5 protein-coding genes are annotated in these 7,734 nt (G+C 42.3%); all 5 read right to left on the bottom strand.

What is annotated here, in order from left to right; genetic code table 11:
• Positions 1-134: 134 nt before the first annotated feature.
• Positions 135-1,481: a sigma-54-dependent transcriptional regulator gene (locus BQ7489_RS16985; protein WP_072532354.1), complete on the bottom strand. Its 1,347-nt coding sequence runs from the start codon at positions 1,479-1,481 to the stop codon at positions 135-137.
• Between the two features lie 107 nt (positions 1,482-1,588).
• Entirely contained in the window at positions 1,589-4,084 is a 2,496-nt protein-coding gene (locus tag BQ7489_RS16990; RefSeq protein WP_072532355.1) for a hybrid sensor histidine kinase/response regulator, read from the bottom strand.
• Complete coding sequence (locus tag BQ7489_RS16995; protein WP_072532356.1) at positions 4,081-5,415, bottom strand: MATE family efflux transporter; 1,335 nt, start codon at positions 5,413-5,415, stop codon at positions 4,081-4,083. The genes BQ7489_RS16990 and BQ7489_RS16995 overlap by 4 nt, the downstream gene beginning before the upstream one ends.
• Positions 5,412-6,650 (bottom strand): M16 family metallopeptidase, encoded by a 1,239-nt coding sequence (locus BQ7489_RS17000; protein WP_072532357.1) that lies wholly within the window; start codon positions 6,648-6,650, stop codon positions 5,412-5,414. The genes BQ7489_RS16995 and BQ7489_RS17000 overlap by 4 nt, the downstream gene beginning before the upstream one ends.
• Before the next feature lie 21 nt (positions 6,651-6,671).
• Positions 6,672-7,511 carry a peptidylprolyl isomerase gene (locus BQ7489_RS17005; protein ID WP_072532358.1) on the bottom strand — a complete coding sequence of 280 codons (840 nt, stop codon included), beginning with the start codon at positions 7,509-7,511 and terminating at the stop codon, positions 6,672-6,674.
• Positions 7,512-7,734 lie beyond the last annotated feature (223 nt).

The following is a 7,734-nucleotide window of genomic DNA, read 5'->3' on the forward strand; positions in this document are numbered from 1 at the left end:
CGGTTTTGTAGAGGAACCACAGTCTTTCAAAATCTTTTTCGCTAAACATAATCTTTCGAGTTTTAAGTTTAGCACGAAGGTATGCGAAAGAGACATGCTAGTCAATACGCCAATTTTGGAAGCTTACGCTTGTTTTATCCGATATTGTAGAGTTTCAGCTTGTTGTATAATGTTTTCCTGTCGATTCCCAATAGTTGTGCAGCTTTTGTCTTGTTGTGCCCTGCTTGTTGTAAGGCATTGATGATCCGTTGCTTTTCAATTTCTTCGTTATGTAGGATAAAGGATTCGGATTGGGTCATTTCATTTTTTGGTTGTAGCTTTATTTCGTCACTTAATTCTTGTAAGGTAATAAAATCTCCTTTGGCCAATAATGTGGCACGTTTGACCACATTTTTTAGTTGGCGAAGGTTTCCTGGCCAAGAATAACGTTGTAGTGCTTCGCTGGCTGCAGCATCGAAGCCTATCAGATTACGGCCCAGTTCTTTGTTGGCTTGGTCCAGAAAAAAATTGGCAAATAATAAGATATCCTCCTGCCGTTCTTTTAAAGATGGGATATGAAGGGTAAACTCATTGATCCGGTGATACAGGTCCTCACGGAATGTTCCTTTTGCAATGGCCTCTACCAGGTTTTCATTGGTAGCTGAAATAAGTCGGATATCCACTTCGATTTCTTTGGTCGAACCTATTTTCCGGATACGGCGTTCTTGCAATGCACGTAGCAGCTGGACTTGGACTTCATAGCTCAGGTTGCCGATCTCATCGAGGAATATGGTTCCTCCATTGGCTTCTTCAAAGGCACCGGTCTTGTCGTTGAGAGCACCTGTAAATGAGCCTTTGATATGGCCGAAGAATTCGGATGCGGCCAGTTCTTTAGGTATAGAGCCACAATCGATTGCGATGAATGGTTTCCCGTTCCGTTTGCTGAGTTTATGGATACGGTGTGCGATGTATTCTTTACCTGTACCGCTGGCTCCGTTTATCAAGACAGACATTTGGGTTGGAGCGACTAGATTGACATAGCTGTATAACTGATGTGCTGCTTCACTTTCACCTTCCAGAAAATTACTGTCATTTTCTTTGTCGTTTTCTTTTTCAGGGAGAACCGGTTCGTTTTGTCTGGTATTTTGGATGGCTTCATTTATTTTCTTAAGGAGCAGGTCGGGCTGGATAGGTTTGCTTATGTAATCGTTGGCTCCCTGTTTCATGGCTTCTACGGCTGTCTGAATTTCGGCATATCCGGTCATTATGATGAAAGGGGTGTTACATGGGAGGTTACGTAACCATATTAACAATTGGATTCCATCCTGGTCTGGCAGTCGCAGATCGGATAGTATGAGATTATATTTATGGGCAGACAGTTGTTTCTTTGCACGTGCGCTGGTACTTATCGTTTCCACCTCAAACCCTTTTTTTGAAAGCCATGTTTTTAGCATCGTTGAAAAGGTCAAATCATCTTCAACTATTAATATGGATGGAATCATTTCTTTTTTGTTTATTCTGTTGGTTAAATATAAGATGTCTAAGTTATTACAAAGATAGGATATTTTCAAGAACTTGTATCTTAAATATTTTTTTTGCGCAGGTATTTTCAGCGTGAAAGGTCGGCTTTTGCCTGTTGGATTATATCTTCGGCTATTTCTATAAGGATGGCCGCATGCTGTTGTGCCTCTGCAGTCAAGGTTTTCTCCTCACGTCTTTCCTCCAACCATTGTAAGGAGGGAAGCGCTTTATCGGCTTGTATCATAGAGAATATAGGCAGCATCTTATGGGCTATCTTACATAGGCTTGTCATATCCTTATGTTCTACAGCTTTTTGTATATTTCCCAGATTCTGTTGTGTTTCCTGTATAAAAGTTGTCATGATTTCTTCAGCGGCATCTTGGTCGTCTCCTGAAAATTCAGTAAGCGGTTTGAAATTATATTGGCATGATTTCTGTTTCGTCTGGTGAGATTTGTCTGTTGTATCTTTCATGGTTATGTTTATATACCTGGAAATGACTGCGGCCAGGTCTGATAGATTGAATGGCTTGTGAAGGCATCCGGCAAAGCCTTTTGCCTGAAAATCCTTTTCATCCATGTCACTACGTGCTGTAATGGCGATTACCGGAATTGTACCTGCTTGTGATACATTTTGTTTCCGCAGCGTGTCTAAGAGCTCGAATCCGTTCATGGCGGGCATTTGTATATCAGTCAGCACCAGGTCGAAGTTTTCGGTTTTTATCCATTCGAAAAATTCTTCCGGTTGTTCACATTGACGGATAATCAGATTAGTAATGTTGTTGTCTCCGGTAAACAGGTTACGTATCATGGCGTCTGTCAGGTTGAGCTGTATCTTGTCATCATCTACCAGCAGAATACGTATTTGCCGTCGGGCAGGAAGTGACATTTTAATCTGTTCCTGCTCTGGCTGTATCTTTTGTCCGTATGATGGCAGAGGCATTGTTACCTTGAATGTACTGCCGTATTGGGGCCTGCTTTCTACGGTCAGTTTCCCTTTCAGGAGTTCCACCAGTTTTTTTGTTATGGAAAGTCCCAATCCGAATCCTTCTTGTCCTTGGGCACTCCGTAGGCGGGTGAATTCCTGGAAAATCTTTTCCTTTTCCTGTAACGTCATACCACATCCCGTATCTGTGATGGAGAAGATGAATTGGTTCCCCTGATAGTCAATGCCTATTTCAATACTTCCTTTCTCAGTGAATTTCAGGGCATTGGTCAATAGATTCTCTACTATCTGCCGGATGCGGAACGGATCTCCTTCAAGGGTCAGTTCGGGTGAGATATTTTCATTGAAAACGAGCTGGAGCCCTTTTTTGGCAGCTAAGGGTACAAAACTTGTATAGACCGTTTCAAACAGCTGGTGTGGTTTGAAGGCAACGGGGTGGAGATCCATTTTCCCTGCTTCAAGCCGGTGGTAATCAAGTAATGACGTTACAAGGTCCAGCAGATGGTTGGCCGAGCTTTTCATATTCTGCAGATAGAATAGCTGGCGTTTGTCCTGGATGAGCCGGATAAGCAGATCAATGTATCCGATGATGGATCCGGCCGGTGCTTTGATATCGTGTGTGATGGTCAGCATCAATTTTTCGCGTGCAATAAGCAGGTTTTCCGCATAGAGCTTGGCCTTTTCCAGTTCTTTTCGATAGTGGTTGCTTCGTGTAATGTCCCGTAAAATCAGGAAAAGGAAAACGGTTACGAGTATGACTGCTATGATAGAAATGGTAGCCATTGCATTAGCCGCCTTGTTTCTGATGAACTGTTCGTGGTTGAGCCTGTTTTCTATGGCTTTCTGTTCTTCTTCTTCAATCGTTTCAAGTATTTGTGTCACACGCTGGTTCAATTCACTTCCGGCTATACGTAGCAGATTGATCCGGTTATCAATCATTTGCTGACGTTCCTGTTGTGTCTGGAATACTTTATGCTGGATGTCGGTGAGTATCGTAGCTATGGTGTCAACAGGGTTATAGGTTTCTTCTATCGTATCAGTATAGACTTCCTGTATAACATTATTTACTTTAGTCGAATCACTTTTTCCAGGTGAAAAAACTTCCGCCAGCCTTTTAAAGAATTTTTTAGGCTTGTGATGGATGGTATAGGTATTTTGATGTGTAACGACTTTTTTCTGTACACGTGGAGTGCTCAGCAAAGAATCTTGTTGGGCTATCAGTTGATCTATCTGTTGACGGTAAATCTTGTCGGCCGGATTTTCTCTCATGGCTTCAAGCATCAGTCTGATATTGATTTCTTTTTCATCGAGAAGCATCCGTACTGAATCGAGACGTATTTGCTGGATTGTATCATTGAACATCTGCTGCAATGAGTCGATGGATGCTCTTGCTTCTTGCATAGCATGTTTATATGCTGGATATTCATCCAGTTTTCCAGAGCGTAAAGTTTGTCCGATAATTTCAGCCTGATACAGATGGTTTATTATCTGGTGGGTAGTTTTACGTCGGTTACTGATTGATTCTTCCAGTTCTGTTTGGGTAGTGAGCAGTTCCATTTGTTTATAGATGTATACGATAGATCCGAACAGTAGTCCGATCAATGCAATATATCCTAATGCTATTTTGAATGAAGTATTCATAGATTATTTGTTGGGTTCTTTATGCGGTAGTTGAAACGGAGGTAGTACATGATTCCTGCACTTGTCAGTCCGAAGGGGAAAGCCATCCATATACCTGTGATTCCCCATTTCAGGATAAATCCGAATAAATATCCTAAAGGGAGGGAAATGATAAAATAGGCTATGAAGGAAAAGAGCATCATAGGGCGGACGTCGGCTATACCTCTTAAGGCATTGGCATAATTGATTTGCAGTCCGTCGCCGAACTGATAGATTACAAAAGGAATGATAAGTTGAGCGACCATGATACTGACCGTGGTGCTGTCAGTGAACCAGCTCCCTAATGAATTTCTCAATAAAAATATAGGGACAGCTGTTATGAGTATCATGTAAAGTATGATCCTGAATCCGGCCGTCGCCGTTTTTCTGATATTGGCCGTATCATTCTGTCCCTTGAAATTACTGATCCGGACGGATACGGCAGCCCCCATGCCATAATACATCATAAAACATACCTGCGAGATGGTTAGCATAATCTGGTGGGCAGCCAGGGCTATACTGCCTATCCATCCTACCATGATGACACTCAGACTGAAAGATGCGGTTTCCATTCCCATTTGTGCAGCTACAGGCCATCCCAGTCTGTTGAGATGGATAAAATCTTTCCGATTGATTTTTCCATGTACGAATCCTTGTTTGAAAGCTTTGTAGCGTTTGGTGCAGAAAAAGAAATAGAGATATGCCATTACCATAAGGATACGGGAGACAAGGGTTGACGCTCCCGCACCGGCCAGTCCCAGTTCGGGCATCCCCAGTTTTCCGTAGATAAGAATGTAGTTTCCGATGATGTTGAGTACATTTCCGCCCAATAAGATCCACATGGACAGTTTGGTATCTGTGATTCCGTCGGAAAACTGTTTAAATCCGTTGAACCATAGGACAAACGGCATGGAACTTAATAAGATCAGGAAATAGGGACGCATATAGGGCAGTAATTCTTCCGGTTGCCCTAACTTGTCAAGGTTGAGTAGAAGTACTCCCGCTATAATACAGATCAGTACAGCAAGCAGCGTGTTGGCTAATAGGCTGTTTTTCAAAACTTGTCCGATATCATGGCTTTTACCTTGTCCGTAAAGGCTGCCCACAATAGGGGTAAGTCCGTATGAGAATCCGGTACTGAATATAATGGCAAGTGTAAACATATTATTGACGAAGCTGGCAGCTGCGAGTTCTGTCGTGCTATGGTGTCCGATCATCAAAGTATCGGCAAACCCTAATATAATTACACCGATTTGTCCGATAACAATGGGTAAGCCTAATGTTAACAGAGCCTTATAATGCGACCAGTTCATTGGATGGATTTATAGTATAATATGTTGCAATTGTCTTGTATAAATGTCTGGCGGGCTATGTTCTGTATCTGTTTCTGTGTGACAGAACGATATCGGTCTACTTCTGTGTTGATAGCTTCTGCATTTCCTAAAAGTTCGAAATATGCAAGGTTGGTAGCAACGTTCAGGTAATTTATATTATTGAAAATCTGTTCACTTTCATATCTGTTCTTTACTTTCTCCAGTTCATTGTCCGAGACAGGTTGTGTCTTTAACACTTCCAGTTCCTGCCAGATCGCTTCCTCTGCTTTTTCCAGGCTGATTCCAGGAGCCGGTTTCCCAGTTATTTGTAGAAGACCTTCGTCCAGACTTCCAGATATATAGGAATCGATGGAGGTAAAAAGCTTCTTCTTCTGGGTCAGGTTCTGGACCAGTCGGGAAGAACGTCCGTTGGACAAGATATCGGTTATGAGATCGAATGTATAATAGTTCTTGTCATGACGGTTGCACATATGGAATGCCATATACAGTGTATCTACCGGAACTTTACGTTCCACGGTCAATCTACGTATGGCGGTTTGCCGTGGTTCCTGTGGCAGTTCCCTTTTGGGAATATTCCTTTTAGGAATAGGACCGAACCATTTTTCCGCCAGACGGACTGTTTCTTCAAAAGAGATATGTCCGCTGACCGACAGAATGGCATTGTTTGGAGCATAAAAACGGTAAAAGAAGCTTTTCACTTCTTCCATTGTCGCATTGGCAATGTGGCTGATTTCCTTACCGATGGTCGGCCAGCGGTAAGGATGATTCTGGTATGCCATTTCACGCAGAAGATGTGATGCGTCACCATACGGTTGGTTCAGATTACGTTGCTTGAATTCTTCGATGACAACCTGGCGTTGTACTTCCAGACTCTGTGGGCTGAAGCTCAAGCTTAACATACGGTCACTTTCCAGCCAGAATCCGGTTTCTACATTCTGATAGGGTAGTGTGATGTAATAATTGGTAATGTCGTTGTTTGTCCACGCGTTATTTTCTCCACCGGCATTTTGTGCCGGAGTATCATAGTCCGGAATATTGACGGATCCCCCGAACATCAGATGTTCGAACAGATGTGCGAATCCGGTATGTTCAGGATCTTCGTCTCTTGCTCCTACATCATACAGAATATTGAGAGCAACCATTTGTGTGGAGTTGTTTTCATTATGTACAATACGTAATCCGTTAGAAAGTATATGGTGGTTTACATGTATCATTCGTGTATCTTTGTCTGTGAATTATTCTATAATGGTAGCTTTTAAGATACGGATATCTTTTTCAGGACGGTCGGCACGGTTGGTTTTTGCCTGTCCTATTTTATCGACAGTCTCCATTCCTTCCACTACTTCTCCGAATACCGTATATGCTCCGTCCAGATGTGGGGCTCCTCCTATAGTAGAATAGGCTTGGATCTGTTCTTTGGTAAATTTGAGTGCCGGTTCTTCGGCTACGATATTGCGTGCCTGGTTTTCCAATGAATCCTGAAGCGCCAGCAAACTTTCCGTATCGTTCGCTCTTCTCATCTTGAGGATTTCCTTCATATGTTTGCGGGTCAGTTTCTGGAAAACAGTATCCAGACGTGCTTCGTTCATCTGGTTTTCCAGATTGATGAGTTGCGCTTCACTGAATTTCCGTCCTGTAACGATATAGAACTGGCTGCCGGAGGATTCCCGATTTGGGTTGACGTCGTCTCCTTGACGTGCTGCTGCCAATACACCTTTTTTGTGGAAGAATTTAGGATTGATTTCAGCCGGAAGCGTATATCCTACATCGCTGTAGCCTAATGTAGTCGTATCGGTTGCGGTTTTACTTTGAGGGTCTCCCGCCTGTATCATGAAGTTTTTGATGACGCGGTGAAATAAAGTACTGTCGTAAACACCCTCTTTTACCAGCTTGATGAAATTGTCACGATGCTTGGGCGTTTCGTTATACAGTTTTACGGTAATGTTGCCTTCGGTTGTTTCGAAGCGTACTAAAGTTTCGTTACTGTTTGTCATAGAATTTTTCTTTTGCTGATTGCCTGTACAGGCAGTTATGCAACACGCAATCAAGATTAATAAAAGAAGTATTTTTTTCATGTCGTAGTCTTTTAGTCTACAAATGTATAAAAAAGCTACAGCCTTTGCTTTATCAGGTCCTAATTTTTTGCTGATATTCCAAATGTTTGGAAACAAAAGAGGATGTGTCAAAAATGATGCATCCTCTTTTTCGTTATATAATCATCGTTTTGCCATTTTTCATAGAGTATGATTTATGTTTTTCCTATGTCCATGCCTTTGGTGGTATAATGTGCTGTAGATG

The sequence above is a fragment of the Bacteroides ilei genome (genome assembly GCF_900128495.1).
Taxonomy (GTDB): domain Bacteria; phylum Bacteroidota; class Bacteroidia; order Bacteroidales; family Bacteroidaceae; genus Phocaeicola; species Phocaeicola ilei.

Coding starts and splice junctions, on each gene's coding strand:
- BQ7489_RS16985 (WP_072532354.1), bottom strand. CDS start 1,481: ATGATTCCATCCATATTAATAGTTGAAGATGATTTGACCTTTTCAACG.
- BQ7489_RS16990 (WP_072532355.1), bottom strand. CDS start 4,084: ATGAATACTTCATTCAAAATAGCATTAGGATATATTGCATTGATCGGA.
- BQ7489_RS16995 (WP_072532356.1), bottom strand. CDS start 5,415: ATGAACTGGTCGCATTATAAGGCTCTGTTAACATTAGGCTTACCCATT.
- BQ7489_RS17000 (WP_072532357.1), bottom strand. CDS start 6,650: ATGATACATGTAAACCACCATATACTTTCTAACGGATTACGTATTGTA.
- BQ7489_RS17005 (WP_072532358.1), bottom strand. CDS start 7,511: ATGAAAAAAATACTTCTTTTATTAATCTTGATTGCGTGTTGCATAACT.